Below are 26,649 nucleotides of genomic sequence, written 5' to 3'. Positions count from 1 at the left end.
CCTCGACGTGCCGGCTAGCGTAGCTGTCGCTGGGTGAGCGGGATGAGCAGCGCGCACACCACCGCCAGCCCGGCGATCCACGGGACCGGACCGCCGGCGCGCGAGAGCTCGGCGAGCACGTACGGCGTGGCCATCCCGAGGTAGGCCAGGACGTAGAACACGGCCACGAGCCCGGCGTGGTCCCGCGGTCCGGACTGCAGCTCGACCTCGACCAGCCCCGCCACCAGAAGCGTGGCGTATCCCACGCCGAGCAGGACCGCGACGGGCAGCAGCCACAGGGCGCGGCCGGGGAGTGCGGGCGAGGCGGCCAGCAGCGCTCCGGCGGCCATCCCGAGCGAGGCGGCGGCGAGTCCCATGACCGGCGGCCGGGACGGTGGTGACGCGGCCGCGATCCTGCGGACGGCGGGTTGGACCAGCACCCCGGCGCCCAGGGTGACCCCCACCATGACGCCGGCGTACAGGGTGGGCCGGCCGAAGGCGTCCCCGCCCAGCAGGTCGGCGAGCACCGCGAACGACATGCTGGCGCAGCCGAACACCAGCGGGGCCCACGGCGCGACCCCGAGGAGGAACCGACGGGTGCCGGCCGTGGCGGGGATGAGCGGGGCGGCCTCCGGCCCGTCGTGCGGCTCGTACGGGTCCGCGGCGCCCCACGCCGCGACCAGCGCGATCGTCCCAAGGATCAGATGCGGAATGTACGCCGAGAAGAGCGGGGCGGGGGCGAACTCCCCGACCATGCCCGCCGCCAGGCCGCTGAGTCCGAACCCGCCGGTCAGCGCGATGGCCGCGCGCCGCGCACCGGTGCCGGGTGGCCCACCGGCGGAGAGCTCACGCACCCAGGCACTGCCGGCCCCGAACGCTGCCCCGGACGCCAGCCCGGCGAGGAACCGACCCAGGTACAGCCACAGCGAATCCTGCGGCCCCAGCAGCATGAACAGCGTCGCCAGCAGCGACAGGACCAGGACGGGCCGCATGAGCACACGGCGGCCGTTGCGGTCGGACCACCGGCCGGCCACCAGCAGGGTGGGCAGGAGGCCGACGATGTAGACGCTGAAGATCGCGGTGACGCTGGACTGCGACAGCCCCAGCTCGGCGCGGTACAGATGCAGCAGCGGGGCGAACTGGTTGGCGCCCCAGCCCACCGCGAACACCGCGAGGGCCACGCGCACCCAGCTGCGACGGTCGACCTGAGAATCCATGGAGCAGAACCTAGCCCGCGCGCGTCCTACGCGAGCGCGGTGACCACGAACGCCACCCCCACCACCACGAACAATGTGCTGGCCACGACGTCGACCCACGGCAACAGCCGTCCGACCCGCTCGTTGACCACCCGGTGCGAGGCCACCAGCGCGAGCCCGCCGAACCAGGCGAGCGCGACCGCGATCATCCCGGCGACCAGGGCCACCGACCACGCCGGCGAGACCTCCTCGCGCAGGAACGGGGTGAGCACCGCGCCGAAGAACACCAGGGCCTTGGGGTTCGCGAGGTTGGTGACCAGACCGCGGGTGAAATCCGCCCGCGGCACCAGATCCGCTACTCGAAATCGGGATCCGCTATCCGAATCCGGGTAGCGGATCCCGATTGCGAGTAGCGGATCCGAGGGCGGGGCGGTGGCGGGTGCGGCGGTGGTGGCGGGTGCGGCGGTGGCCGGGGGTGGGGTCGCACCGCGCGAGCGCCACCAGCCGCGCAGACCGAGCACGCCGAGGGTCGCCAACAGGAGTCCGCCGGCGACCTGGAGACCGGTCATGACCTGCGGGTACACGCGCACGAGGGTGGCGACTCCGGCGAACGCGGCCGCGAGCCACACCGTCAGGCCGGTGACGATCCCCAGCGCGGTCGCGAGACCCTGACGCCGTCCGGCGAGGGCACGTTGGAGGACGACGACGACGTCGGGCCCCGGCGAGACCACCGCGATCGCCCAGACACCGAACAGGCCGAGGAGCTGCGCCGCGGTCACGCCGCCGATTCCATCTCGAGGAGCCGCTGCTTGGCCGCGAGCCCGCCCCGGTAGCCGCCCAGTCCGCCGTCCGAGCGCAGGATCCGGTGACACGGCCACACCAGCGGCAGCGGATTGGTCGCGCAGGCCGACCCCACCGCGCGGACGGCGCCGGGCCGGTCGAGTTCGACGGCGATCTCGCGGTAGGTCGCGGTCCGCCCGTACCCGACCCGGGCCAGATGCTGTTGGACCTCACCACGGAACCCGCGGGCGAGGCGGGTGTCGAGGGGCAGGTCGAACTCGCGGCGGCGGCCGTCGAGGTACTGGTCGATCTGGGCCGCGGCCGCGTCGAGCACCGGCGACCCCGAAGGCGCGCCGAGGATCCGGGGTCCGACCCGGTCGGCCAACATCTCAAGGACCACCCCGGAATCCTCCACCTCGAACGCTACGTACACCAACCCGGCCGGGGACGCGGCCAACAGCAGCCCACCGATCGGGGTGTCGACGCTGCGGTAGGCCACGTCGACCAGGCCCTCGCGCTCGGCGTCGCGGGCCAGGCGATCCCGCAGTCGGGTCGTGTCGGCGGGGGCGGACCGCAGGATCGACGCCGCGCCGGCCTCGGAGATCGCAGGGTCGTCCGCTGCCGGATCGGGCGCCGCCGGTTCGGGCGCCGCCGGGTCGTGCGCCGCCGGATCGTGGATCGGGTCGGTCATGACATCTCCTCCGTGGGACGGTGCGGTTCGAGAGCACGGCGCGGTTCGAGGTGACTGTGCGGTTCGAGGGGACTGTGCTGGTCGAGGTGACCGTGCGGTCCAAGTGTGGTGCGCAGGCGGGCGATCCCGTCCGCGGCCGCGCGCCGGGCCGCCGCCTCGGTGCCGCCGGCGAGTCCGGCGATCTCGGCATAGCGGAGCCCGCCCAGATACCGGTAGGCCACACAGATGCGCTGCCGGGTGGGCAGGGCGGCGACCGCATCCCAGACCCGCGGATCGCCGACCTCGTCGTCGTCGACCCCCGTCGCTCCCCGCGCGCCCCCGGGACGTGGTGTGCGGGCGTCGAGAACGGCGACGTCGTCGGCGGCCCCGCTCGGTGCGGCCTCCCGGACCGAACGCCGCACCACGTCCACCGCCCGGCGGTGCGCGACCCGGACGAGCCAGGCCTCGACGTCGGTGTCGTCGGGCAGCCTGGGCCAGGCGCGGAGTGCGGAGAGGAACGTCTCGGACCAGGCGTCGTCGGCGTCGGGGCCCGGGCCGAGCACCGCGCGGCACACCCGCAGCACGGTGGGACCGTGGCGGTCCACCGCGGCGTCGAACGCTGCCCTCATGTGTGTCGATCCTGCCCTCGTGGTCGCTGCCGGGTGCGGGCGCCCCGCAGACGGGGCATGCGATGGTCACCGGGTAGTCGCGCGGCGCGCCGGTTTCGTGAGGCGCGCCGGTTTCGTGAGGCGCTGCGGTTCCCCTCGCTGAGTCCGGGACGCATACTGGTCTGACCGTCACGCCCCGGGGGGTCTGAAATGCTCGGTTCCCGCACACCCTCACGCCCGGCCGGCCGTCGCCCGGCGCACCGCACGAGCCGCAGAAGCCGAGCGCGCCGCACCGGACTGGCCGGTGCGCTCGCCGCCCTCGCGCTGTCGATCCCCGTCGCCACCGGGGTGGGCCCGGTGCCGGACCGGGTCGCGGACCGGGTCACGCCGGCGGCCCGGGCGCAGGTCCAGCTCGGCCCGCTCGGCGACTACCTGCGCGACCTCGACCCCACCGGCGAGCTGGGGCCGTACGTCACCGAGGCCCTGAACGGGATCAACGGGCCGATCGGCGATCCCGGTCCGCCCGCCGCCGCGGCCGCGCCCGTGACCTGCCGACCCACCGTGGCGCATCCGCGGCCGGTGATCCTCGTCCACGGGACCTTCGACAACGGGGCCGACACGATGCCGCGCCTCGGCGATCCGCTACGCCGTCAGGGCTTCTGCGTGATCGCCCCGACCCTCGGCGCCTACGCGGGCAACCCGGCGCGCGGCGGGCTCGACTCGATCGTCGCCACATCGGGACCGCAACTGGCCGGGGTGATCGACCACGTACGCGCGGTGACCGGGGCCGAGCAGGTGGACCTGGTCGGTTACTCGCAGGGCGCCGCGATCGCCGGGTACACCACCAAGGTGCTGCGGCCGGGCGCGGTGAACCGCGTGGTCTCCGTGGGCGGGTACTGGGGCGCCGACAACAGCGGCCTCATCCCGAACCAGCTGCCGCGCGAGGTCGCGGCTCTGGGCCTGTGGGCCGCGAACCTGCGGGGACTGGCCGAACTGTCCCCGGGCAGCCCGCTGATCGCCGCCTGGTACGGGCTCGACCGCACCCCGTTCCTGCCCGGCGTCGGCTACACGCTCATCGCCACGCGCGGCGACCACCTGCTCCCTCCCGAGCGCAGCTTCGTCCCCGGTCCGGGCGTGCGGTGGGTCGTTCCCGAGGACGCGTGCGGGGGCCGACCGAACTCGCACGGAGGGATGGCCGTCGACGCGCGCACGCACGCGATCGTCGCCGGGGCACTCGGCGGCGCCGGGGGGTGCTGAGCGGACGGGCCCGGCGGCGGGGCCGGCGGTCGCCCTGGGGGCGTCAGCGCAGCTCGCGGGAGTGGTGCTGGTAGAGCTCGTAGGCGTCACGCAGCCCGAGGCCGGGGTGGGCGACCCGCAGGCGGCGCACCGCGTCGATCTCCCCGGAGGAACCGCGCATCGCCGCGGCGATCTGCTCGGGGCGGATCGACGCCGCGATCCGGCGGGAGCGTTCCTCGTTGCGCCCGCCGAGCCACCAGCGGTGCGCCGCAGCGCCGAACAGCATGACCGCCATCGCGAGCCACAACAGCACGTCCAACATCGCGGCCCGGCCGGAGAGCACCTGCACAACTACCACCACGAGCGCACCGAGCCCGCCGAGCACGGTGGCCGCGACGTACGCCACCGCGGTCCGGCTGCGTGACCGCGCCACGTGGTCGATGGCCGACTCCGCCCGGTCCGCGATCCAGTTCGACGGGTGGGGAGAGGTCACGCGCGACCCTCCTCGTCGTCGGACTCCCGGCCACCCGCGAGGTGGCGCTCGACCCGTTCCACCTTGCCGCGCAGCTCCCCCGACCGGCCGGGCCGCAGGTCCGCCTTGAGCACCAGGCTCACGCGCGGCGCCACGGCCAGCACGGCGTCCGTGGCGGCGCGGATGACGGGCATGACCTCGTCCCACTCGCCCTCGATGGTGGTGAACATCGAGGTGGTCTCGTACGGCAGGCCGGAGTCGCGGACCACGCGGACGGCTTCCGCGACCGCGCGACTCATGGATGCCGAGTCGTCCGCGGTGGACGTGGGGGCGACGGAGAACGCGAACAGCATGGCATCACCGTAATCCCGCCGGGCCCCGTCGTGCAGATCGGCGGGCCCCGGCGATACCTGGGTCACAGACCCACGTCACACGCCACCGTCACACCCTCGAGACCGTCTGCGGCACACCCGCGGTGTACCCGGCCTCGGCGAGCAACTCCCGCACGCGCGGGATGACCTTGCTGCCGTAGAGGTCGATGGAGGTCATGAGGTCGTCGTGCGGGGTCGGGCCGCTGGCGTACTTGAGGTCGAAGCGGTCCAGGCCCAGCATGCGGACGGTGGTGGCGATCTTCTGCGCGACCGTCTCGGGGGACCCGACGTACATGGCGCCCGATCGGACCTCGCGGTGGAAGTCGGCCTCGGTCGCGTCGCCCCAGCCGCGCTCGCGGCCGATCTGGTTGCGGTTGACCAGCCAGTGGCGCGCGGACAGCTCGGCGGCCCGGGCGTCGGTCTCGGCGACGAACCCGGGCGAGTGCACGGCGATCGGCAGGCGCGGCGCGGCCGCTCCCCCACCGGCCGTTCCCCCACCGGCCGACCCGGCGCCCGCGAGCTGGGCATTGGCCTCGCGGTAGAGGTCGGCGAAGGGGGCGAACCGGCCGGCGGGGCCGCCGATGATCGCGAGCATGAGCGGCATCCGGTAGCGGGCCGCGCGGACCACGGATTCCGGGCTGCCACCGACGGCGATCCACGCGTTCAGCCCGTGCTCGGTCTTGGGGTAGACGTGCTGGTCGACCAGCGGCGGACGCAGCTCACCGGACCACGTCACCGGCCCCTCGGGCAGCAGCGCGGCGAACAGGTCGAGCTTCTCGCTGAACAGCTGCTCGTACCGGGCGAGATCGAGGCCGAACAGCGGGAACGACTCGGTGAACGACCCACGGCCCAGCACGACCTCGGCCCGCCCGTTCGACAGGGCGTCGATGGTGGCGAAGCGCTGGAAGACGCGGATGGGGTCATCACTCGAGAGGACCGTGACCGCCGAGCCCAGCGTGATGCGCTCGGTGCGGGTGGCGATGCCGGCCAGCAGGACGTCCGGGGCGGAGACGGCGAAGTCGGGGCGGTGGTGCTCGCCGATGCCGAACGCGTCGACCCCCACCTGGTCGGCCAGGACGGCCTGCTCCACGACGTCGCGCAGGACCTGCGCGTGGTGGACGGGCCGACCGCCGCGGTCGACGGTGACGTCGCCGAAGGTGTCGAGACCGAAGGCGACATCCTGGGTGGAGGGGTCACCGTGGGTGGCGTCGTGGGTGGAGGGCGACGACGACGAGGTGGGCGTCGCGGGGTCGTGTGCGGAGGCTGACGAGTTCATGCGGTCAGCATAGTTGATCCGTCATCTACATGGCGGGGTGTGCCGCCCGGACGCGGGACGCGCGGACGTACCGGGCGATCATCCGGTCCATCACCCCGGGCGCAAGTCGCTGCAGTCGCCACGTGGCCCGGGCGCGGGCGGGCTCGATCACGAGAGCACGGTTGCGGGCGACGCCGTCGAGCACGCTCGCCGCCAGCCGGTCGGGGTCCAGCGGCCGACGCACCCCCTGGCCGTCGAGGTAGAAATGCCGACCGTCGAAGCCGTCGAGTTCGCCCTTGTCGAGGATCGCGGTGTCGACCGCCGCCGGGCACACCACGGTCACGCCCACCCCGTGACCGGCGGCCTCGGCACGCAGCGACAGCCCGAGCCCGACGACCGCGTGCTTGGTCATCGCGTAGCTGGTGATGAGCCCCGCCGGGCACAACCCGCCCATCGACGCGGTGAGCACGATCGCCCCGGCCCCACGGTCGATCATGTGCGGGTACGCGGCGTGCACGCAGTGGACCACCCCACGGACATTGACGTCGATGATCGCGTTCCACTGCTCCAGGGTCAGCTTGTCGGTGTCGCCACCCCAGGTGATGCCGGCGTTGGCGAACATCAGGTCCAGCCCGCCCCGAGTGGAGACCACCCCTTCGACGAGGGCGGCCACCGCTGCGGCATCGGTGACGTCGAGGTGCGCCGGTTCGGCACTCCCCGCCCCTGCCGACCCGGCGCCGGGGCCGGACCTCGTCGTCGTCACCTCCTCGGCGACCCGACGCGCGGCGGCGAGGTCGATGTCCGCCACCACCACGTGCGCGCCGGCCGCCACGAGGGCACGGCAGAGGGCCGCGCCGATCCCGGACCCGCCGCCGGTGACGACGGCCGACGCCCCGGCCAGCCGCGGGCCGCGCAGGGCGCTCACCGACCTGGGCGAGGTCACGAGAACGCCCTGGTCGCCAGTCCGAGCACATCCGGGTAGCGGCGCAGCTGGGCGCCACCGTCGATCGCCAGGTCCTCCCCCGCCATCCAGTCCGCCTCGGCGAGGTGGAGCACGGCGCGGGCGACGTCCTCCGCGGTCCCCCGGTGGGCGATCGCGGAGTTCTCGGCGTACTCCTCGGCCAGGCCGGGGATCTGCAGGACGGGCTCGGTGAGCGGGGTGACGAGGAAGCCCGGCGAGACGGTGTTGACCCGCACCCCGCGCTCGCCCAGCTCGAGGGCCGCGACCTGGGCGAGCATCACCAGGCCCGCCTTGGCGGCACAGTAGGCCGCCATCCCCCGGCCGGGCTGCCGCGCGTTGAGCGAGGCGATCGCGACCATGGACCCGCCGTCCCGGACCGCTCGGCCGCCGTGCTTGAACACCAGGAACGCGCCGGTCAGACACACGTCGACGACCCGGCGGAACTCGGCGGTGTCGTGGTCCGTCACCAGGCCCAGCGTGCTCACGCCGGCGGTCGTGACCACCAGGTCCGGGGCGGTCCCCGCGAACAGCGCCTCGACCGACGCCTCGTCGGTCACGTCGACGGCGCACGCCCGGTGCGCCGGGCCGAGCTCGGCGGCGCGGGCGGCGGCCGACTCGGCGTCGAGGTCCCCGATCGCGACCTGCCACCCCCCGGCGGCGAGAGCACGGGCGGTGGCCCACCCGATCCCCGACGCCCCGCCCACGACGACGGCGGACCGGCCGCGCGCGGCCACATCGGAACCGTCCGAGGAACTGTCGCGGTCAGGGGTGGGGACGTGTGTGCGATCCGGGTCCACGGGGCCTCCAGTAGGGTTGACGGCCGGCCTCGGCGGGGTGGTCCGCCGGGCCGGAGGAAGCTGTTGACGACCGTCAACACGGGCCATAGTGTGATCCGCGCCATAGCTTTCTTGTCGGCGAGTCTGCCTCGCCGAGGGATCCGCCGAAGGGGTTCGCATGACATCGACCTGCACAATCGCCGTGATCGGCGCGGGCATCAGCGGCCTGACGACGCTGAAGATGCTCCGCGACTACGGGATTGACGCGGTGTGCTTCGAGGCGTCGGACCGGATCGGCGGGAACTGGGCGTTCGACAACCCCAACGGCAGCTCGAGTGCCTACCGCTCGCTGCACATCGACACCTCCAAGCACCAGCTGAGCTTCCGGGACTTCCCGATGCCGGAGGAGTTCCCGGACTTCCCCCACCACAGCCAGATCAAGCAGTACCTGGACGACTACGCCGAGGCGTTCGGCCTGCTGCCGGCGATCGAGTTCGAGACGCGGGTCGAGCATGCCGAGCGCCTGCCGGACGGCGGGTGGGAACTGACCACGTCGCGCACCGGGTCGGCCGCACAGGCCGGGGCCGGCGGCACGGGCGGGTCCGGCGAGACCGAGACGCTCCGCTTCGACGGGCTCGTGGTGGGCAACGGACACCACTGGGACCCGCGCTTCGCCGATTTCCCCGGCGAGTTCACCGGGGAGATGATCCACTCCCACGCCTACGTCGACCCGTGGGATCCGCTGCACCTCATGGACAAGAAGATCCTCGTGGTGGGCCTCGGCAACAGCGCCGCGGACATCGTGGTGGAACTGTCGTCCAAGGTCATGCGCAACGAGGTGACGCTGTCGACCCGGTCGGGTGCGTGGATCGTGCCCAAGTACATCGCCGGCAAGCCGGCCGACAAGTACTTCGCGACCTTCCCGTACATCCCGTACTCGTGGCAGCGCAAGGCCATCCAGGCGATGCAGCCGATGTCGGCCGGCCGGCCGGAGGAGTACGGCCTGCCGACCCCCAACCACAAGTTCTTCGAGGCCCACCCCACGCAGTCCGTCGAACTGCCGCTGCGGCTGGGGTCCGGGGACGTCGTCGCCAAGGGGGACATCGCCCGACTGGACGGCCGGACGGTGCACTTCGAGGACGGGACCAGCGGCGAGTTCGACGTGGTCATCCAGGCCACCGGGTACAACACCACGTTCCCGTTCTTCGACCGGGACTTCCTCAGCGCCGACGCCCACAACCACGTCCCGCTCTACAAGCGGATGTTCACCCCGGGCATCGAGGACCTCGCCTTTGTCGGCTTCGCCCAGTCCACCCCGACCCTGTTCCCGTTCGTCGAGGCGCAGGCCCGGCTGGTGGCGGCGTGGGCGGCCGGGCTGTACCGCACCCCGCCGGTGGCGGAGATGGAGCGGGTGATCGTGGAGGACGAGAAGAAGTACATCGGCCACATGCTCGACACACCCCGCCACCAACAGCAGGTCGACTACTTCCTCTACGAACGCGACCTGCGCACCCGGGAGATCCCCCACGGCCTCGAGCGCGCCCGCGAGCGCGGCGCCGCCCTGCGTGACCGGGTGACGGCATGACGCCGGCCGCCCCCTCGGCGAACACCTCCCCCCGCGGCGACCGGCGCCGCGAGGCCCTGCTCGCCGCGCTCGACGACCGGCTGCGCACCACGGCCCTGGACGACATCTCGGTGGCCGACCTCACCGTGTCCGCGGGGATCACCAGGTCCGCGTTTTACTTCTACTTCGACTCCAAGGCCGCCGCCGTGGGCGTCCTGCTGGCCGCGGTCCAGGACGAGGCCCGCGCGGCGGTCGAGACGATCGTGGGCGGCGAGGGAGACTTCCGCACGCGCGTGGCCGGGGCCCTCGAGAAGCTGACCGACCGCGTGTTGGAGAACGCCCACATCTACCGGGCTCTGCTCACCGCCCGCAGCAAGCACGAACAGACCCGGGCGCTGTGGAACGAGGGCCGCCGGACGCTGGCCGCCCCGATCGCCGAGTTCCTGCGCACCGAGCGCACGGCCGGTCGGGCGCCGGACGGCGTGGATCCCGAGGCACTCGCGGTGGGGCTGATCCACATCAACGAGACCGTGCTCGAGCAGCTGGCCTACGACACCGACGGCCCCCGCGAGCCACTGCTCACCGTCGCCACCGACATGTGGGTCCGCTCGGTGTACGGCCGACCCGACCCCGCGGTGGACCCCGCGGCAGACCCAGGGAGAACCGCATGACCAGCCCCGTCGACATCGTCTTCCGGTCCGGATCGGGGCCGGACGCCGCCGAGTGTCGCGGCTGGTTCCTGCCCGCCGCCGGCGGGGCGGAGAGCGCCGGTGACGCCGCCCGTGCCAGTGAGGCGGGCAGCCCCTGCGTGGTGCTGGCCCACGGGCTGGGCGGTACCGCGGACTCCGGCCTCATGCCGTTCGCGGAGGCGTTCGCGGCCGCCGGGTACGCCGCGCTCGTCTTCGACTACCGCGGCTTCGGGCGCTCCGACGGCCAGCCCCGCCAGGTCGTCTCCCCCGCCCGCCAGCAGGACGACTACCGGGCCGCCATCGCCGCCGCGGCCGCCCAACCCGGCGTCGACCCGACGCGCATCGTGCTGTGGGGCTGCTCCCTCGCGGGCGGTCACGTCCTGGAGGTGGCCCGGGGCCGCGACGACATCGCGGCCGTCATCTCCATGATCCCCCTGGTCGACGGGCGGGCCGCCGCACTGGCCGCGGCCCGCCAGCACACGCCCGCCTCGCTCCTGCGGGCGACGGGGACCGCGATCGCCGCCAAGGCCGTGGCGGCGACGGGACGCCCCGAACCGCTGCTCCCCCTCGTCGGCCCGCCCGGCTCGAGCGCGCTACTGTCCCTTGACGGGTACGAGGAGGCCTACACCTCCGTCGCCGGGCCGACCTGGCGCAACGAGGTGGGCGCCTCCATCGGCACCGAGCTGGGCTCGTTCCGGCCCGGCCGGCACGCGGAAGACCTCGTCGTCGTCCCCGTGCTGGTCCAGATCGCCGACCTCGACCGCAGCGCCCCACCGCACGCCTCCGCCACGGCCGCCTTCGCCGCGCGCGCCGAGGTCCGGCACTACCCGGGCGACCACTTCGACCTCTTCGCCGGCCGGCCGTGCCACGACCGGGCCGTCGAGCACGCGCTGCACTTCCTCGAGAGGCACGTGGGCTGACCTGCGGCGACACGTGCGTCGGCGATGTCGGCGCACGGTTCCACGGGCAATTCCCCCATGGTTGTTGACATGTCATAGAGGTCGGCCTATATTGGGTGACACAACAGTTAACTGCTCGGCCCCGCCGGCCGGGCAACCCCACCCGAAGGAGTCACCATGACCGCCAACCTCACCGACCTGACCGGCACCTGGACCCTCGACGACACCCACACCCGCCTGGGCTTCGTCACCCGCCACGCGATGATCACCAAGGTCCGCGGCTCGTTCAACGACTTCACGGGCACCGTCACCGTGCCCGCCGAGGGCATCGAGGGCGCCACCGCCCAGGTCACCATCAACGCCTCCTCGATCGACACCCGCAACGCCGATCGCGACGGCCACCTCAAGTCCAACGACTTCTTCGACATGGAGACGTACCCGGAGATCACGTTCACCTCCACGAAGATCGCCGCCAACGGCTCGGGCGGCGTGGACGTGACCGGCGACCTCACCATCAAGGGCACCACCAAGTCCGTGACCATCCCGTTCGAGTACGAGGGCACCGCCACCGACCCGTTCGGCAACCAGCGCGCGGGCTTCGAGGGCACCACGGTCATCAACCGCAGCGACTTCGGCCTCACCTGGAACGCCACCCTCGAGACCGGCGGTGTGCTGGTCTCCGAGAAGGTCACCCTGGAGATCGAGGTCTCGGCGATCAAGAGCGCCTGACCACTCGCCCGCCACGGCTGGCGGGCCCGCCACCGACCGGGCCCGCCCCACACAGTGCACGCTCGCCCCGGCAATCGCCGGGGCGAGCGTTCCGTTTCGGGGGCGGGGCCAGACGGGGCCGGGCCAGGCAGACGGAGCCGGGCGGGGCGGGGCCGGGGACGGGCGGGGCCGGGCGGGCCGGAAACCCTAGGAGACGACGGCGAGGACCGCGGTGTGTGAACCGTCCGCGTCCTGCCAGGTCGCGCTGAGCGTGCCCGGCGAGCCGATGAGCGGGCGGTCGGCCTCCGCGTCGTTCTCCTCGGACACGACCCGGATGACGTGCAGAACCGCGTCGGAGCCCTGGGTGATCCCGTCGCCCCCACCGCGGATGTTGACCGGTGACGGCGTGATCGAGCCGTCCTCGACCTGCAGATGGTCGGCTGCGGCGTCGCGGTGGCTGATCACCCGGCGGACCTCGGCGACGTAGACCGGATCAGCGGAGGCGTCGTAGACCCAGCGGCGGCCGAGGACCGAATGCTCCATCTCGCCGACCAGCGCGTCATCGGAGTCGTCGAGCTCGGATCCCCGATAGGTCACGGGGACGTGAAAGGTGCGGGCACCGTCGGTGAGGAGGAACGACTCCATCCCGACCTCGCCGGCGGGATCGACGAACCGGTAGGCGGTCACCTGCTCGAGGCCCTCCGGGTCGCCGTCGAACCACTCCTGGTGGCGGACCCAGGCCCGGAGCAGGTCCAACTTACCCGGGTCGAGGACGGCGTCATAGATCTCGGCGGTTCCACTCATGCGCTAAGACTCCCCGAATTCGCCCGGTCCGGCAAACGCGAACCGGGGCTGACGGGTGTATGAAGAAGAATTCGCGGGAGCGCCGTTCCCGCTGCGTAAGTGGGCAGACCACCCGACCGCGCCGGCCACGCTGTGATGCGGATCACAGCCAGTCAGCGGGGGTGGCCGTTACGGTTACCGCCGTATCGCCGGGGAGACCCCCCGGATCCCGATGAAAGGTGTGACCCCCATGAAGAAGACCATCGCCGTGATCGGTTCCGCTGCCGCCCTGTCGTTCGCCGGTGCCGGCCTCGCCGCCGCCCAGAGCGACCTGCCCGGACTCGACGGGTCCGAGGGCATTCCCGGTTCCAGCGAGGTCGAGGGCGTCGAGGGCGTCGAGAACGCGGAGGAGGTGTCCGCCGTGGCCCAGCAGCTCTGCGGCACCATCTCCGCCTACGACTTCCTCGGCTCCGTGGGCGGCTTCGCCCAGGGCCTGGCGGGCGAGGACTGTGAGGCCAACGCCGACGCGGCGATCGCCGCAGCGTCGTCCGGCGACATCTCCGGTGCGATCGACATCCTCCGCGGAATCGAAGCCGACGTCCCGGTCGAAGACGGCGAAAACGACGACGATGAAATCATCGTCGACCCGGTTGACGACTGATCCGACCCCGGCGCCCACCACAGCGCCCACCCGGCCCCGGCTCCCTTTCAAGGGGGTCGGGGCCGAGTCGTGTCCTACGGCTGGTCTACCGGCTCGTCCACTGCGGTGACCAGCGCGCTCAGCGTCTCGGGGTCGATGTGCCCCGGCTGCGTCTCGGTCATGAAGTCCACGATGATCCGCTCGACGGCCGCCGGGTCCTCGACGTGCGGGTAGTGGCCGGTCCGCTCGACGATCGCCAGGCGGCTGCCGGGGATCGCCTCGTGGGTGGCGTACCCGTGGGAGACGGGGATGATCGGGTCGCGGTCGCCCCAGATCAACTGGAACGGCAACTGCCCGGCCAGGTGCAGCCGGTTGGCCGCCGACACCGCCTGACCGCGGTTGTCCACGACCGCGCGCAGCGTCTTGAAGAACGTCCTGCGGTGACCGGGCCTACTGAGTGAGTCGTACGACATCCAGGACTCGGTGATCGCGTCGGCCCGGATGCCCAGGCCGGAGAAGAAGCGCCCCACCGAGTTCCCGGCGTTCACGAAGACCGGGGCCGCGCCGATCGTCAGCAGGAGTTCGGCGCCGGGGACGGCCAGCATCCGGAGGATCCAGTTGACCTCCTTGCCCAGGCCTCCGCTGCCGATGAGGACGATCCGCTCGCAGTACTCGGGGTACTGGTAGACGAACTGCATGGCGACGCCGCCGCCGAGCGATTGCCCGATGACCGTGCATCGCTTGATGCCCTTGACCACCAGCAGGTCGCGCAGGGCGGAGGCCATCGCGCCGAGCGAGTAGTCGTCGAAGTCGAGTGAACTCTCCCCGTGACCGGGCAGGTCCGGGGCGATGACGTGGAAGTGGGCGTCCAGGCGCGGGATGAGTTCGCGCCAGGTGGTCGAGCTGCCGGCCATGCCGTGGATGAGCAGGATCGTCGGCTTGCCCTCGCCGGCTCCCGCCTCGCGGTAGGCCAGCTCTCGTCCGTGAAGTGTCGCGGTCTGCATAGTGATTCCCCCTCGGGGACGGCCTCCCGCGCCGTATCTCGTCGCAGGGAGCACCTACCGTCATTGTGCGCCCCGCGGGGACGTTCACGCAGTTCCCCGTGTCACATCTGGGCCGAAAACTTCCGGATCAGCCGCCGGTGACGATGCCTGAACAGCGCACCGACCACCATCCGCACCACCGGTCCCGGCAGCACCGTCCGGGGTTCGGCCCGCAGGGTGTCGGTCACCCGGGTCGAGCCGTCGGGCAGGTCGTCGAGCTCCCGGCGGTGCTCCCACACGCGGCACGACCCAGGCTCGAGCGCTCCTGGAAGTAGCGCGGCGCCTCCATCCCGGTGATCACCAGGTCGTCGAACTCGACCGGGACGATCCCCGCCAGCAGGATCCACGCCCGCCCCGCCGGGCGACCGAGCGGGAGGTCCGCGATCGACGCCCCCCGCAGCGACCTGGGGAACCGCATCGTCAGCAACGGGCCGAACTCGTCCGCGACGCCCTCGGCCGTGACGACCCGCGCCCACACCTGGTCCCGGGGCGCGGGCACGACGCTCGAGCGCACGACCACCACGCCGGGGGTCCGAACAGCGGCCCGCCCGTCACCGCGGCGCATGGTCCGGGGTTCTCGTGGCCGGTTCGGCGGGATCGGTCTCGTCGTCGTCGCGGTGGAGGCGCCCCTCGTCGTCGTCACCGGTGGGGTGAGCCTCGCTGTCGGGCCCGGACACCTCGTCGCGCCCGGGCACCAGGCCCGGCCCGAGGTTCTCGCCGCCGCCGGCAGAACTGCCGCCCCGGGCCGCGAGGTGGCGCACGACCGTGTTGGCCATCGCCGTGACCGGCACCGCGAACAGCGCGCCCACGACACCGAACAGGTACGTGCCGGCCGTGACCACGAGGATCACCGCCAGCGGGTGCAGCGCCACGGCATGGCCCATCAGCAGTGGCTGGAGCACGTGCGACTCGAGCTGGTGGACGACCACGACGATCGCCAGCATCGCGAGCGCGATCGCCGGCCCCCGCTCGACCAGCGCCAGGACCGTGGGGATCACCCCGGCGACGAGGGTGCCGACGATGGGCACGAACGACGCGAGGAACACCACCACGACGATGGGGATCACGAACGGCACGCGCAGCAGCAGCGCGCCCAGGCCGACGCCCGCGGCGTTGATCGCGGCCACGGTGAGCTGCGTGCGGGTGTAGGCGCCGAGGCTGCCCCAGCCGCGGCGAAACGCGGTGTCGACGTGCTCGCGGCTCGCCCGCGGCAGCCACCGGACGAAGAACTCCCAGAGCTTCTCGCCGTGGTAGAGGAAGAAGAACAGCGACACCAGGCAGATGAGCACGCCCGCCACGGCGTCCACGGCCGTGTGCCCGAACTGGACCGCGCCGGCCGCGACCGCCTCGGAGTTCGACTCGATCCAGGTGCGGGCCTGGGCGACGGCCTCCTGCAGTCGGTCCGCGGTGAGGTGCAGCGGACCGTCCTCGAGCCACCGCAGGGCGGCGTCGGTGCCCGACGAGATCTGGTCACGCATGCGGGGCACGCCGGTCGCGAGCTGGGTGGTGACCGCCGCGAGCGCGGCGAGGATGACCGTGAGGACCCCGACGACGACGACGAGGGCCGCCGCAGCCCGAGGGACCCGCTCCGGGATGCGGTCCACCATCGGGCGGAGCATGGCCGCGAGCAGGACCGCGATCGCCAGGGGCGCGATGATCACCGACAGCCGACCGACCGCCTGCCCGACGAGCCACCCGCCGCCCGCGATGAGCAGCAGGCACGCCGACCAGCCCGCCGCCAGCACGACCGGGTACGGCAGGTGCGCACGGTCGAAGGGCGTGGCGGTCGGCGAGCCCTGGGTCATGACCTCGATGTTAAAGCCTTTTCAAGACTTCTCAGGTCACATCACGGGGCGAGGTCGGTCCAGCCCACGAAGCCACTCGGATCGTGGCGGCCCAGCACGCCGTGCTCGAACATGCCCCAGCCCTCCGCGCCGTCACACGTGGCCCGGGCGATGTGGTCGATGGTCTGGTACGGCATGAACGCCAGGAGCTCGGGGTCCGTGAAGTCGTACGCCGTGGACAGGCTCCAGCCGCGCCCCTTCCACTGGCCGTGCTGCCAGTCCGGGTCGCCCACGTATCCGGATCCCATGCTCAGTGGGATGTAGCCGAGGCTCTCCACCCCCACCACCACCGGCTCGCCGGTGGGCGTGGTGAGGTGGATCCGCGCGGTCTCGGGGTGCCGGGTACCGCTGCGGTAGTCGATCTCCACGCGCGGCCAGCCCAGCTGCTCGACCCGGCCGTCCTTCCACGTGCGGGTGGCGTGGCTCAGGGTGCGGTGACCGTCCGGGCTCTCCTGCATGATGATCATCAGCGCGTAGTCGTCGAACCGCAGCGGGACGTACGTCCACCAGTGGCCCTCACGCGGCTCGTCGGCCGAGCGACCCTTGGGCTCCGGGTCGCCGCTGGGACGAATGCCCCAGGAGCGGTCGCGGCTGCCCATCCACACGTCGGGATCCACGGTGAAGTCGGTGCCCTCGGCGGTGAGCGTGCCGGACCAGCTGCCCACCTGGGCGAAGCGCGTGGCATCGAGGATCGGCCGGGGCCCGTCGAGCAGCATGTGCCGCTCCTCGAGGACCGCCTCGAACGAGCCGTGCCAGGTGAGGTCGAACGAGAGGTCCTCGTGCTCGCAGAGCAGGCGGACGGTCCGCAGAGGCTCGATCACCTCGACCCGGTACCCGCCCACGACCGAGTCGAGGGACCGCTCGTCGCTGGCGTCGGAGAAGCGGACCGAGCGTTGCCGGTCGCCCTGTCGGACGGTGGCGAAGGCGTCGATCACGCCGAGATTGGGGTACACCCCCAGTCCGGTGACGAGGTAGACGTCCCCGGTCCGGTCATGGGCGTTGAAGTAGTAGCGGTCGTAGAAGTTGCGGTCACTCGTGGCGACCTGCGCCATCGAGAGCGGGGACTGGTGGACCGGGTACTCGTCGAGGGGCGCGGGCTTGATCGTCATGGACTCTCCTGGGAGTGCTCTGGGCCGGCGGTACATGCCGGGGGGCGGCGGTGTGGGGCGGTGGGGTGGTGCGGTCGCGGTGCGGTCGGTCCGCCCGGGTGTCAGTCGGCGATCATCCGCGCGAGCATGGCGTGGTGCAGGACGTACTCGTCCGGGTTCTCGTGCGCCTCGACCTCGCCGAAGTGGACGCGGCGGCGCTCGATCTGCGACATCACGCTGCCGTGGCGCAGGGCGGCGTAGGTGCGGAAGAACTCCAGCTCGCGAACCGGTGACCCGGTGAGCTCCTCGTATCGGGCGACCACGGCGCCGTGGGGGAACAGGTCGGGCAGGCCGGGGAAGTCCCACTGCTCGGCGATCTCCTGGAACATGTCGTGGAAGAACAGGAACCAGCCCAGGTCGAGCTCCGGCGGGGCGAGGGTGGCCGACTCCCAGTCGAGCACGGCGGCGGGTTCGACCCCGTCGAACATGATGTTGCCGATCCTCGCGTCCCCCCAGCAGAGCACGTCCGGCGACAGCTCGGTGGGCCAGTTCTCCTCGATCCAGTCGAACGCCCGCTCCAGGACCGGGATCCGGAGACCGTCCTCCCGGCGGGTCCACTCGTAGTAGGCGCGCTCGTTCTCCACGTGGGCCCGGAGACTGTCGACGCCGGCGGCCGGCGCGGCGTCCCCGAGCGCAGTCCGTGGGTCCGGGATGCCGTGAACCCGGGCCAGCACCTCCACGCTCACGTCGCGCACCCGCGCCCGCCCGGTCTCGTCCAGCTCCTCCACCACCCAGCCGCCGAACACGTACGGCGGGTTGTCGACGGGGACCCGGCCGGAGACACGGTCCATCACCAGGAAGGGCACGCCCAGGATCTCGGGCGAGTCCTCGACCCAGCGGACGTCGGGCACCGGCAGGTCGGTCCGCTCGCGGACGGCGCGCATCACGGCAGCCTGCCCGGCCAGGTCGTAGTCGGGGAACACCGGGAACGAGGAGGCCTCCGGCGCGAGTCGGGCCACCACCTCCGCGCGCTCGTCGCGCCCGTCCGCGGTCCACTCGGCGTCGAGCAGGACGGAGATGCTCGACATGCCCGAGCTCTCGGGGCGCCGGATCGACGTCACGCGGACCGGTCCCGTGCTGCCCACCCGCTCGGCCAGCCACGTCTCCAGTCGGGCCCGGACCTCGTCGAGGTCGGTGGTCGAGGTGATGATGTCGGTCTTGACGTCGTCCGCCGTCACGTCCTGGCTCATGTCCGTCGTTCCTTCTTCCGGTGACACGCCCTTCTTCCAGGCGGTGAGCTAGATCACACCACGAACGTAGACTTGCGTCTAGGTTTTACGCCGACCGATATCGTGGACCCGGACGCACTGCGAGCCACCGAGCCGCTGAGCCGCTGAGCCGCTGACGAGGGGACGAGGGGACGAGACGCCAGATGCAGACGTGGCCGCCGATCGACACCGAACCGCCGCCCGATTCCTCCCGGCGCGCGCACAACAAGCACGCGGTCCGCACGAGCCTGCTGCAGGCCGCCCGTCAGCTCTTCGCCGAACGCGGGGTCGCCGAGACCACAGCGGAGGAGATCGCCGAGGCGGCCGGCGTCTCCCGCGCGACGTTCTTCAACTACTTCCAGAACAAGCACGGCATCGTCATCGCCCTCCACGACGCCCACGTGTCCACTCTCGGACTGCTGGTCGACGACCTGCTGTCCGAGCCGCTGACCACCGCGGGTCGGCTCGATCGGTTGTTCGCGGACGTCGCCGCCACCGCCGCCACCGCGCCGGTCTACTTCGCGTCGCTGACCGGCGAGCTCGAGCGTGAACTCGCCGTCCCCGCCGTCAGCGCCGCCCGCACCGAGAAGCTGACGTCCACCCTGGTGCGACTGTTGACCCCTGGAGTGGCCGCCGGGGAGGTGCGCGAGGACCTGCCGCTGCGCTTCCTCGCCCAGATGGTCGGCTCCACCTACATCTCGGTGATCCGCTACTGGCGTGAGTCGCCGGACTACGACATCACGCTCAACAGTGCCCGGGCGTCGCACTTCCTGACCGGCGCCCTCGCCCCAGGGAAGGGCTGACCGGACGGTCACCGACTCACCACGGTCGGCGGCCCCGGAGGCGCGAAGTTTACGTCGGTCCGGGTGGTCGCGCGACAGGTTGCAGACCTTCGCCAGTGGAGCAGAATCGCCTGCACGGCTGGAAAAGCCAGTGCACCCAGAACGATTCTCATCCCGAAGGAGTGCCGATGCCCGACAAGAAGTCCGACTCCAAGTCCGCCGCCCGATCCGCGGCCGAGAAGCTCGTCGACAGGGCCGAACAGTTCGCCGACGACCTGGCCGGCAGCGCCGACGTCGTCCCCGGCACCCCGGGGTCGCGACCGCCGACCGTCGCCGAGCCCACGGAACCCACCAGCCCGCTGCCGCCGAAGGCCGACCAGAAGGGCGCGACCCCGTACGGCCCGACCGGCGCGGAGCCGCCCGGCTCGGTCACCGCCCGCGAGGAGGTCATGCGTCAGCAGGGCCAGTTCCTCACCACCGCCCAGGGCGGGCGCCTGTCCGACACCGATCACTCGCTCAAGGCCGGTCGTCGCGGACCGGTCCTGCTCCAGGACCACCACCTGCGCGAGAAGATCATGCACTTCGACCACGAGCGCATCCCGGAGCGCGCGGTCCACGCCCGTGGGGCCGGTGCGCACGGGACGTTCGTGGCCAACGGCGCCGCAGCGAGCGTCTGCAAGGCCGGCGTCTTTGCCGAGGGTAAGGAGACCGAGGTCTTTGTCCGCTTCTCCACCGTGCTCGGTAACCGCGGATCCGCCGACACCGTCCGCGACACCCGCGGGTTCGCGACCAAGTTCTACACCGACGAGGGCACCTGGGACCTGGTCGGTAACAACATCCCGGTGTTCTTCATCCAGGACGCGATCAAGTTCCCCGACGTCGTCCACGCCGCCAAGCCGCACCCGGACCGCGAGATCCCGCAGGCGCAGAGCGCGCACGACACCTTCTGGGACTTCGTCTCCCTGCACACCGAGGCGCAGGCCCACACCATGTGGAACATGTCGGACCGCGGCATCCCGCGCTCGTTCCGGATGATGGAGGGCTTCGGTGTCCACACGTTCCGGATGATGAACGACGCCGGCGAGACCAGCCTGGTGAAGTTCCACTGGAAGCCCCACCTCGGCGTCCACTCGCAGGTGTGGGAGGAAGCCCAGATCACCGCCGGCATGGACCCGGACTTCCACCGGCGCGATCTGGCCGACGCGATCGAGGCCGGTGCGTTCCCGAGGTGGGACCTGGGAATCCAGGTCTTCCCGGACACGGTCGACGAGAACGGGGTGAGCGAGATGTTCCACGGCATCGACCTGCTCGACCCGACCAAGATCGTCCCCGAGGAGCTCGCGCCGGTCCAGGTGATCGGCACGATGACGCTCAACGCGAACGTCAAGAACTTCTTCGCGGAGACCGAGCAGGTCGCGTTCCACCCGGGCCACCTCGTGCCGGGCATCGACGTCACCAACGACCCGCTCCTGCAGGGCCGACTGTTCTCGTACCTGGACACCCAGCTCACGCGTCTGGGCGGGCCGAACTTCGGCCAGATCCCCATCAACCGCCCCCACGCCCCTGTCAACGACATGCTCCGCGACGGCTTCCACCAGTCCGCCGACCACGTGGGCGTGGCGCCGTACCAGCCCAACAGCCTCGACGGTGGGTGCCCGTTCATGGCGGGCACCACCGACGGTGCGCTGGTGGAGGTGGCGCAGCAGATCGCCGACGCGCAGGTCGTCCGCGACGCCCCGGCGACGTTCGACGATCACTACTCGCAGGCGACGCTGTTCTACACCAGCCTCACCGAGGTGGAGAAGGCGCACGTCGCCGAGGCGTACACCTTCGAGCTGGGCAAGTGCTACGAGGAGGCCATCAAGATCCGGCAGGTCGAGCAGCTCGCGCACATCGACCATGACCTGGCCGTCACCGTCGCGTCGGGGCTGGGGCTGCCCGCGCCCGCGAAGGTGCCCGTGGCCGAGGTCGTCACCAGCCCGGCCCTGTCCCAGATCGGCAAGGAGTGGCCGTCCGACGGGCGCCAGATCGGCATCCTCGTCACGGAGAACTCCGACGTCGCCGCGGTCAAGGAACTCGAGCAGGCCGTGTTCGACGACGACATGGTCCCGCTCGTGATCGGCCCGGTCGGCGGCAGGCTGGGCGAGGGCGAGCCCGACGCGACGGTCGCGATCTCGCGGACCTATCAGACGCAGCGGTCCATCGAGTTCGATGCCCTCGTCGTCGTCGACCTCCCCGCCCACCCGCGGACCGACGTACTCATCAGCGAGATGTACCGACACAAGAAGGCCATCGCCACCCTGGCGCCCATCGACCGGTACGTCGACTTCGGGCTGACGTCGGACACGCCGGGCGTGGTCGCCGTGGACGCGGCGGCTGGCGTGCTGCCCGCGCTCAAGCCGCTGCTGGCCACCCACCGGGCGTGGGAGCGGCCCGACCCCGCCCGCATCTGACGCAGGGCACGGAGCAGTAGCCGGACGCCGTGGGTCGGGGATCGCGAGAGGTCCCCGACCCGCGGCGTGCGCGGGTAGCGTCTCGGCCATGAGCGACCACCCCGCCACCCGTGAGGCCTCCGCCCGCGAGAGTCCTGCCGGCCTCCGCCTCGAGGCGCGGCGGGTGATCTCGGCCCCGGCGGACCGCGTGTTCGCCGTGCTGTGCGATCCGGACGGCCACGTGGCGATCGACTCCTCGGGGATGCTCCAGGCGGCCGAAGGATCGGTGGTCACCGCCGAGGGCGACCGGTTCGTCGTCCACATGGACCGCGAGTCCCTCGGCGACTACGACATGGGCGAGTACGACGTCACGGTGATCATCACCCGGTTCGAGCCGGACGCCGAGATCGCCTGGACCATCGACGGGGCCATCACGCCCCCGATCGGCCACACCTACGGCTACCGCCTCATCCCGCTGGGCAATGGCGATAACGGCGATGGCGACGGCGCCGAGGGGGCGCGTACCGAGGTCGTCAGCTACTACGACTGGTCCGACGCGCACCCGAAGTGGCGCGACTCGGGAGTACTGCCGGTGCTGGACGCATCGGCGCTCAAGGCGACGCTCGGAATCCTCGACCGGGCGGTCAGGAGGGGATATGTCCGCGGCTGATCCGAATGCCCACCGGCCGGACCTGTGGTTCTCCCGCGACGGCATGGAGCTGCGCGCGGTGGACTCCGGGCCCGCCGACGGCGAGGCGATCGTCCTGCTCCACGGGTTCCCGCAGCGCACCTCCAGCTGGGACCTCGTGGCGCCGCTGCTGCACGCGGCCGGGTACCGCACCCTGGCGCTGGACCAGCGCGGGTACTGCGAGTCCGCCCGCCCCCGTGGTCGGCGCGCGTACCGGCTGTCGGAACTGGTGGGGGACGTCCTCGCGCTGCTCGACGCCGCCGGCCTGCCCGACGCCCACGTGGTGGGTCACGACTGGGGCGCCGCCGTGGCGTGGGGTGTCGCCGGGGCGCACCCCGAGCGGGTCCGGACGCTCACCGCCGTGTCGGTCCCCCACCCCGCCGCCTTCCTCAAGGCCATGGTCGCCTCCGATCAGCTACGGCGATCCTGGTACATCGGGCTCTTCCAGCTGCCGTTCCTGCCGGAGCGACTGCTCACCTCGGCCGGTCCGCTGCCCGAGAAGGCCCTGGCCGGGATGGGGATGACGCCCGAGATGATCGAGCGCTACCGGCGTGAGATGGTCGTCGCCGGCGCGATCCCCGGGGGACTCGGCTGGTACCGGGCCCTGCCCTTCGCCTCACCGTCCCGCTCGACCGCGCCGGTCCGTGTGCCCACCATGTTCGTGTGGAGTGACCGCGACCCGGCTCTGGGCCGCGGGGGCGCCGAGCGGACCCGCCGGCACGTGGACTCCGACTACCGGTTCGTCGAGATGGGCGGGGTCAGTCACTGGATCCCCGACGAGCGGCCGGCAGAGCTGGCCGATGCAATCGTGGCCCGCGCCCGGTCGACCGCGGACGGCTCGGGTCCCGGGTCCTGAACTCCACCGCACCGGGTGCGCGCGGCCCGGTGCGGTGTCACGCTGGGCCGATGTTCTTCATCTTCGGTTTCAAGAACTCGTCCCGGAACCTCGGGCTGGCCCGGGCCACGTGCCCGAACTGCGGCAACGTCGCCGCACAGCGGGTCGACCGTCGGAAGCGAGCGTTCTCCCTGTTCTTCATCCCCATCATCCCGCTGGGGTCGTCGTACACGGCCACGTGCACGGCGTGCGGCATCACCACCAAGATCGACCGGTCGCGGGCCGACGGGATCCTGTCCGGCGCGTACTGATCCGGCCGCTCAGCTCTCCCGCGCCGGCACCGCTGGGGCCGTGGCCTTGTCCTCCCACGGTGGCGGGATCGTGGCGGCGACCGCCGCGGCAAGGAGGGTCGCGCCGCAGCCGAACATCAGACCGACCCGGAATCCGGTCTCGGTGGGGACGAACAGCCCCTCGAAGTCCATGGACATCTGGGTGAGCAGCACGCCGAGCACCGCGGCAGAGGTCGTGGTGCCGATGGAGCGCATGAGCGTGTTGACGCTGTTGGCCGAGCCCATCTCGGAGGTGGGGACCGAGGCCATGATCAGCGCGGGCATCGCACCGTAGGCCAGCCCCACACCGCCGCTCACCACGATGCCGACGGTCATCACACCCCAGGTCGATCCCATGAGGAACAACCCGGACGCATAGCCGACCGCGACCACCAGCGCTCCCAGGATGAGCGTGGTCTTGGGGCCGCGGGTGCCGATGAGTCTCCCGCTGAGTGGGGAGACCGCCATCATCGCCAGCCCGCCGGGCGCGCTCCACAACCCCATGGCCACCATCGACTGGCCCAACCCGTGTCCGGTCTCGACCGGGAGCTGGAGAATCTGGGGCATGATCAGCAGCTGCGCATAGAGGCCCATGCCGATGGTCACCGAGGCGATGTTGGTCATCAGGACGGGGCGACGGGCGGCAACCCGCAGGTCCACGATGGGTGACGGGTGCCGGAGGACCCACAGCGCCCATCCCGGCAGTGACACCGCGGTGAGCGCCAGCAAGCCGAGGGTCAACGGGGAGCTCCAGCCCCAGTCGGCGCCCTTGGACACCGCGAGCAGCAGCGAGATGAGGGCGATCGCGAGCCCCACTGCGCCGATGACGTCGAGCGTGCCGTCCGGTTTGGCGGCCGGCAGCGTCCGAAGACGCACCATCATCATCACGATGATCGCCACGCCCAGGGCCCCGGACCCCCAGAACATCCACTGCCACGAACCGTATTGCGCCAGGGCGGCCGCCGCCGGGAGCCCGAGCGCCCCTCCCACTCCGAGCGACGAACTCATCAGACTGATCGCCGGTGCGAGTCGACGCGCCGGGAGGATCTCGCGCATCGTGGCGATGCCGATGGGGATCACACCGATTCCCACGCCCTGCAGGGCGCGCCCGATGAGCATCGGCCACAGCGAGGTGGCCAGTGCGCACAGCACCGAGCCGACGACCATGACCGCCGTGCAACCGATGAGCACGTACTTCTTCGGATAGAGGTCTCCCAGTCGTCCCATGAGCGGACCGGCCACCGCTCCGGCGAGCAGCGTGATGGTGACGACCCAGGAGGCGTTGACCGCGGAGGTGTTGAGAATCGCCGGCAGCATGCCCAGCAGCGGGATGACCAGCGTCTGACTGAGAGACATGACGATGCCGCCGAAGGCGAGGACCGCGATGAGACCGTTCTCGTCCGACCGGACGGTGTCGGCGTCCCCACCGCGCGTTCGTGCCATCATCCCGTGTCCTTCCGACCGAGGCTCGCTTCCGGAGCCTCTCGTCGGACATTACAGACAGGTGTCGAACGGGTTCTCGTTCCGGGCACGGCCACCGTGTTCGACATGGCGGTCCGACGTGGCGGAATCCTCGCCCACTATTGTCTGCCGCTGTCCGCAGTGCGACGATGAGCGGGTGGACACCACCGGCTCGACCCGGCGGATCACCCGCCGGCCCACCGTCTCCGTGGGGGCGTTCCTCGCCGCCACGGCCGTCGCACTGACCGCCGCCGTCACGGCCCCGGCCACCGCGAACGCCCAGGACTCCTCCGAGGCCATCCCGCGACTGTTCCCCGCTCCCGACCGCGTGATCGCCGTGGGCGGCTCACCCACGGGGCTGTGCGCGGGCGCGATCTCCACCACGCTCGACGGCGACGGGTACCCGGACACGGCGTCCGTCGCCTGGGCCTTCGCCGTCGCCGGGGTGGGTCCGTGCAACCTCACCGCCACCCTCTCGTGGCGCAACCTCGACACCGGGGCCACCGGGGAGAAGGTCGCGCAGGTCCCGTTCCCGCGGATCTCGACGGGCATCCCCGATCCGATCTCCCACCCCTACGAGGCGCAGATCTCCACCGGCCCGGGCCGGGTCGAATACCGACTCACCACCACCGGCGGGGCCGTCGCCGGGCCGATCGTCGTGGAGACGGTCGCCTACGACGGCTGACGACGCCGGGGGCGCGCAGCACCCGGACCGGGCAGCCGCTCCGGGCCAGCATCGTGTCGGTTGCCAAACCGGTTCCAGTAGCGGACGTGAGCATCTCCGGATGTGCACTCACCAGCGGAATTAGAAGTGCCGCTAATTATCGTTATGTAAAGTAGTACTTTTTGAGAGCGTCCACTACTACTTGACGACATACTCAGCGCAGGCGAATACTCGGGACTATGGAGACCTCTCGCCTGGTCGAGCTCATTGATGCTCACAAGCACACCTACGGCGTCAGTGAGGCCGAGCTGGCCCGCCGAATCGGGATCACCCGCCAGAATCTGTACTTGTGGCGCACCCGCGGTCTGCGCGGCCTGCCGGCCCGAGCGACTCTCGATGGCATGGCTACCGAACTGCATCTTCCGTATGTCCGGGTTCTCGAGGCGGCCTTGCGCGATGTCGGCTACCTCGACGCCACCGACGGATCCCCCGGCGTACTGGCCTGACCGCCCCTGACCCCCTCGGCCCGGCCGCCACCTGATTCGTCTTTCGTCCCGCTTTGGCATTTCGACAGCACAGCTCCCCCCTTGGCCTTGCCCCTCCCTGTTCGCTCGCATGTGCCCTCCGT

30 protein-coding genes are annotated in these 26,649 nt (G+C 71.7%); 13 read left to right on the top strand and 17 right to left on the bottom strand.

The window, feature by feature from the left end; translation table 11 throughout:
* Nucleotides 1–14: 14 nt before the first annotated feature.
* The 4 genes from G6R20_RS00145 to G6R20_RS00130 are packed head-to-tail and all read right to left on the bottom strand — an operon-like array spanning nucleotide 15 to nucleotide 3,254.
* On the bottom strand, nucleotides 15–1,196 hold the full coding sequence (locus tag G6R20_RS00145; RefSeq protein WP_163375206.1) for an MFS transporter: 1,182 nt from the start codon (nucleotides 1,194–1,196) through the stop codon (nucleotides 15–17).
* Between the two features lie 26 nt (nucleotides 1,197–1,222).
* A complete protein-coding gene (locus G6R20_RS00140; RefSeq protein ID WP_067715445.1) occupies nucleotides 1,223–1,954 on the bottom strand; it encodes a LysE family translocator in 732 nt (243 codons plus the stop codon).
* A complete protein-coding gene (locus G6R20_RS00135) occupies nucleotides 1,951–2,646 on the bottom strand; it encodes a methylated-DNA--[protein]-cysteine S-methyltransferase (RefSeq protein ID WP_082923858.1) in 696 nt (231 codons plus the stop codon). The genes G6R20_RS00140 and G6R20_RS00135 overlap by 4 nt, the downstream gene beginning before the upstream one ends.
* A complete protein-coding gene (locus tag G6R20_RS00130) occupies nucleotides 2,643–3,254 on the bottom strand; it encodes a sigma-70 family RNA polymerase sigma factor (RefSeq protein WP_082923859.1) in 612 nt (203 codons plus the stop codon). Before G6R20_RS00130 ends, G6R20_RS00135 begins: the two co-directional genes overlap by 4 nt.
* Before the next feature lie 189 nt (nucleotides 3,255–3,443).
* Between G6R20_RS00130 and G6R20_RS00125 the strand changes: the two genes are divergently transcribed.
* Nucleotides 3,444–4,490 (top strand): alpha/beta fold hydrolase, encoded by a 1,047-nt coding sequence (locus G6R20_RS00125; RefSeq protein ID WP_167492357.1) that lies wholly within the window; start codon nucleotides 3,444–3,446, stop codon nucleotides 4,488–4,490.
* 43 nt (nucleotides 4,491–4,533) lie between these two features.
* Here the strand turns inward: G6R20_RS00125 and G6R20_RS00120 are convergent, their stop codons facing one another.
* The 5 genes from G6R20_RS00120 to G6R20_RS00100 form a co-directional block, all read right to left on the bottom strand.
* Nucleotides 4,534–4,962, bottom strand: coding sequence for a hypothetical protein (locus G6R20_RS00120; protein ID WP_163375205.1), 429 nt, complete (start codon nucleotides 4,960–4,962; stop codon nucleotides 4,534–4,536).
* Nucleotides 4,959–5,294, bottom strand: coding sequence for an MTH1187 family thiamine-binding protein (locus tag G6R20_RS00115; protein ID WP_163375204.1), 336 nt, complete (start codon nucleotides 5,292–5,294; stop codon nucleotides 4,959–4,961). The genes G6R20_RS00120 and G6R20_RS00115 overlap by 4 nt, the downstream gene beginning before the upstream one ends.
* 88 nt (nucleotides 5,295–5,382) lie before the next feature.
* Nucleotides 5,383–6,588: an LLM class flavin-dependent oxidoreductase gene (locus tag G6R20_RS00110; RefSeq protein WP_163375203.1), complete on the bottom strand. Its 1,206-nt coding sequence runs from the start codon at nucleotides 6,586–6,588 to the stop codon at nucleotides 5,383–5,385.
* 25 nt (nucleotides 6,589–6,613) lie between these two features.
* Nucleotides 6,614–7,510 carry an SDR family NAD(P)-dependent oxidoreductase gene (locus tag G6R20_RS00105; RefSeq protein WP_240341202.1) on the bottom strand — a complete coding sequence of 299 codons (897 nt, stop codon included), beginning with the start codon at nucleotides 7,508–7,510 and terminating at the stop codon, nucleotides 6,614–6,616.
* A complete protein-coding gene (locus G6R20_RS00100) occupies nucleotides 7,507–8,262 on the bottom strand; it encodes an SDR family oxidoreductase (RefSeq protein WP_240341261.1) in 756 nt (251 codons plus the stop codon). Before G6R20_RS00100 ends, G6R20_RS00105 begins: the two co-directional genes overlap by 4 nt.
* 220 nt (nucleotides 8,263–8,482) lie before the next feature.
* Between G6R20_RS00100 and G6R20_RS00095 the strand changes: the two genes are divergently transcribed.
* From G6R20_RS00095 to G6R20_RS00080, 4 genes are all read left to right on the top strand, one after another.
* Complete coding sequence (locus G6R20_RS00095; protein ID WP_163375201.1) at nucleotides 8,483–9,889, top strand: NAD(P)-binding protein; 1,407 nt, start codon at nucleotides 8,483–8,485, stop codon at nucleotides 9,887–9,889.
* On the top strand, nucleotides 9,886–10,539 hold the full coding sequence (locus tag G6R20_RS00090; protein ID WP_163375200.1) for a TetR/AcrR family transcriptional regulator: 654 nt from the start codon (nucleotides 9,886–9,888) through the stop codon (nucleotides 10,537–10,539). Before G6R20_RS00095 ends, G6R20_RS00090 begins: the two co-directional genes overlap by 4 nt.
* On the top strand, nucleotides 10,536–11,477 hold the full coding sequence (locus G6R20_RS00085) for an alpha/beta hydrolase (RefSeq protein WP_132062312.1): 942 nt from the start codon (nucleotides 10,536–10,538) through the stop codon (nucleotides 11,475–11,477). Before G6R20_RS00090 ends, G6R20_RS00085 begins: the two co-directional genes overlap by 4 nt.
* Before the next feature lie 156 nt (nucleotides 11,478–11,633).
* A complete protein-coding gene (locus G6R20_RS00080; RefSeq protein ID WP_120286520.1) occupies nucleotides 11,634–12,185 on the top strand; it encodes a YceI family protein in 552 nt (183 codons plus the stop codon).
* A gap of 186 nt (nucleotides 12,186–12,371) precedes the next feature.
* Here the strand turns inward: G6R20_RS00080 and G6R20_RS00075 are convergent, their stop codons facing one another.
* Nucleotides 12,372–12,968, bottom strand: coding sequence for a hypothetical protein (locus G6R20_RS00075; protein WP_163375199.1), 597 nt, complete (start codon nucleotides 12,966–12,968; stop codon nucleotides 12,372–12,374).
* A gap of 229 nt (nucleotides 12,969–13,197) precedes the next feature.
* Between G6R20_RS00075 and G6R20_RS00070 the strand changes: the two genes are divergently transcribed.
* Nucleotides 13,198–13,608, top strand: coding sequence for a hypothetical protein (locus G6R20_RS00070; protein WP_163375198.1), 411 nt, complete (start codon nucleotides 13,198–13,200; stop codon nucleotides 13,606–13,608).
* A 74-nt stretch (nucleotides 13,609–13,682) separates the two neighbouring features.
* On the opposite strand, the gene G6R20_RS00065 is transcribed toward G6R20_RS00070, so the two are convergent.
* The 6 genes from G6R20_RS00065 to G6R20_RS00045 form a co-directional block, all read right to left on the bottom strand.
* Nucleotides 13,683–14,591: an alpha/beta fold hydrolase gene (locus G6R20_RS00065; RefSeq protein WP_163375197.1), complete on the bottom strand. Its 909-nt coding sequence runs from the start codon at nucleotides 14,589–14,591 to the stop codon at nucleotides 13,683–13,685.
* 101 nt (nucleotides 14,592–14,692) lie between these two features.
* Nucleotides 14,693–14,818, bottom strand: coding sequence for a hypothetical protein (locus tag G6R20_RS18965; RefSeq protein ID WP_275898228.1), 126 nt, complete (start codon nucleotides 14,816–14,818; stop codon nucleotides 14,693–14,695).
* Nucleotides 14,815–15,195 carry a hypothetical protein gene (locus tag G6R20_RS00060; RefSeq protein ID WP_240341201.1) on the bottom strand — a complete coding sequence of 127 codons (381 nt, stop codon included), beginning with the start codon at nucleotides 15,193–15,195 and terminating at the stop codon, nucleotides 14,815–14,817. The genes G6R20_RS18965 and G6R20_RS00060 overlap by 4 nt, the downstream gene beginning before the upstream one ends.
* Entirely contained in the window at nucleotides 15,182–16,435 is a 1,254-nt protein-coding gene (locus G6R20_RS00055; protein WP_163375196.1) for an AI-2E family transporter, read from the bottom strand. The genes G6R20_RS00060 and G6R20_RS00055 overlap by 14 nt, the downstream gene beginning before the upstream one ends.
* A 41-nt stretch (nucleotides 16,436–16,476) precedes the next feature.
* Complete coding sequence (locus G6R20_RS00050; RefSeq protein WP_163375195.1) at nucleotides 16,477–17,583, bottom strand: hypothetical protein; 1,107 nt, start codon at nucleotides 17,581–17,583, stop codon at nucleotides 16,477–16,479.
* 101 nt (nucleotides 17,584–17,684) lie between these two features.
* Complete coding sequence (locus tag G6R20_RS00045) at nucleotides 17,685–18,812, bottom strand: phosphotransferase family protein (RefSeq protein ID WP_240341200.1); 1,128 nt, start codon at nucleotides 18,810–18,812, stop codon at nucleotides 17,685–17,687.
* Between the two features lie 182 nt (nucleotides 18,813–18,994).
* Between G6R20_RS00045 and G6R20_RS00040 the strand changes: the two genes are divergently transcribed.
* From G6R20_RS00040 to G6R20_RS00020, 5 genes are all read left to right on the top strand, one after another.
* On the top strand, nucleotides 18,995–19,633 hold the full coding sequence (locus tag G6R20_RS00040; RefSeq protein ID WP_163375194.1) for a TetR/AcrR family transcriptional regulator: 639 nt from the start codon (nucleotides 18,995–18,997) through the stop codon (nucleotides 19,631–19,633).
* 167 nt (nucleotides 19,634–19,800) lie between these two features.
* Nucleotides 19,801–22,065, top strand: coding sequence for a catalase (locus tag G6R20_RS00035; protein ID WP_163375193.1), 2,265 nt, complete (start codon nucleotides 19,801–19,803; stop codon nucleotides 22,063–22,065).
* A gap of 88 nt (nucleotides 22,066–22,153) precedes the next feature.
* The gene (locus G6R20_RS00030) at nucleotides 22,154–22,714 is read left to right on the top strand and encodes a polyketide cyclase (RefSeq protein ID WP_163375192.1); all 561 of its coding nucleotides are present in this window, start codon (nucleotides 22,154–22,156) and stop codon (nucleotides 22,712–22,714) included.
* A complete protein-coding gene (locus G6R20_RS00025) occupies nucleotides 22,701–23,588 on the top strand; it encodes an alpha/beta fold hydrolase (RefSeq protein ID WP_163375191.1) in 888 nt (295 codons plus the stop codon). The genes G6R20_RS00030 and G6R20_RS00025 overlap by 14 nt, the downstream gene beginning before the upstream one ends.
* Nucleotides 23,589–23,638: 50 nt before the next feature.
* Nucleotides 23,639–23,878, top strand: a complete 240-nt coding sequence (locus tag G6R20_RS00020) for a zinc-ribbon domain-containing protein (RefSeq protein WP_061228629.1) — start codon at nucleotides 23,639–23,641, stop codon at nucleotides 23,876–23,878.
* 9 nt (nucleotides 23,879–23,887) lie between these two features.
* Here G6R20_RS00020 and G6R20_RS00015 read toward each other — a convergent pair whose 3' ends face one another.
* Nucleotides 23,888–25,342, bottom strand: coding sequence for an MFS transporter (locus G6R20_RS00015; protein ID WP_163375190.1), 1,455 nt, complete (start codon nucleotides 25,340–25,342; stop codon nucleotides 23,888–23,890).
* A gap of 172 nt (nucleotides 25,343–25,514) precedes the next feature.
* Between G6R20_RS00015 and G6R20_RS00010 the strand changes: the two genes are divergently transcribed.
* Nucleotides 25,515–26,042, top strand: coding sequence for a hypothetical protein (locus G6R20_RS00010; RefSeq protein ID WP_163375189.1), 528 nt, complete (start codon nucleotides 25,515–25,517; stop codon nucleotides 26,040–26,042).
* A 218-nt stretch (nucleotides 26,043–26,260) separates the two neighbouring features.
* Entirely contained in the window at nucleotides 26,261–26,527 is a 267-nt protein-coding gene (locus G6R20_RS00005; RefSeq protein WP_163375188.1) for an XRE family transcriptional regulator, read from the top strand.
* The last annotated feature ends 122 nt before the right edge of the window (nucleotides 26,528–26,649 follow it).

The sequence above is a fragment of the Dietzia sp. Alg238-R159 genome, from assembly GCF_900537145.1.
Lineage (GTDB): Bacteria > Actinomycetota > Actinomycetes > Mycobacteriales > Mycobacteriaceae > Dietzia > Dietzia kunjamensis.
This window is presented reverse-complemented; position numbering and strand designations above follow the sequence as displayed.